1 protein-coding gene is annotated in these 223 nt (G+C 68.6%); it reads right to left on the bottom strand.

The window, feature by feature from the left end; genetic code table 11:
- The coding region (locus tag E4K09_RS24130; RefSeq protein WP_134500197.1) for a redoxin family protein at positions 1-223 on the bottom strand (223 nt) is incomplete at both ends.

Here is a 223-nt window from a genome sequence, read left to right as displayed (position 1 = left end):
GACCCCGACCGCAGAGTATGGGTTGCCGAGCGCGCCGAGGAAGCGGCGGGCGTTGTCGGGATTGTCCCTCTGGTTGATGCCCACCAGCCGCACGGACGGGTCCCTGGCCAGTTCCACGAGGAGCGGGTGCTCCTGGCGGCAGGGGGCGCACCAGGAAGCGAACACGTTCACGATGGTGACGCGGCCCTTCAGATCCTCGTTGGAGAAGCCCGGCACGGGCTTG

It is taken from the genome of Microvirga pakistanensis (assembly GCF_004458765.1).
Lineage (GTDB): Bacteria > Pseudomonadota > Alphaproteobacteria > Rhizobiales > Beijerinckiaceae > Microvirga > Microvirga pakistanensis.
Note: the sequence above shows the minus strand (reverse complement) of the source record. Positions and strands in the feature narration are given on the sequence as shown.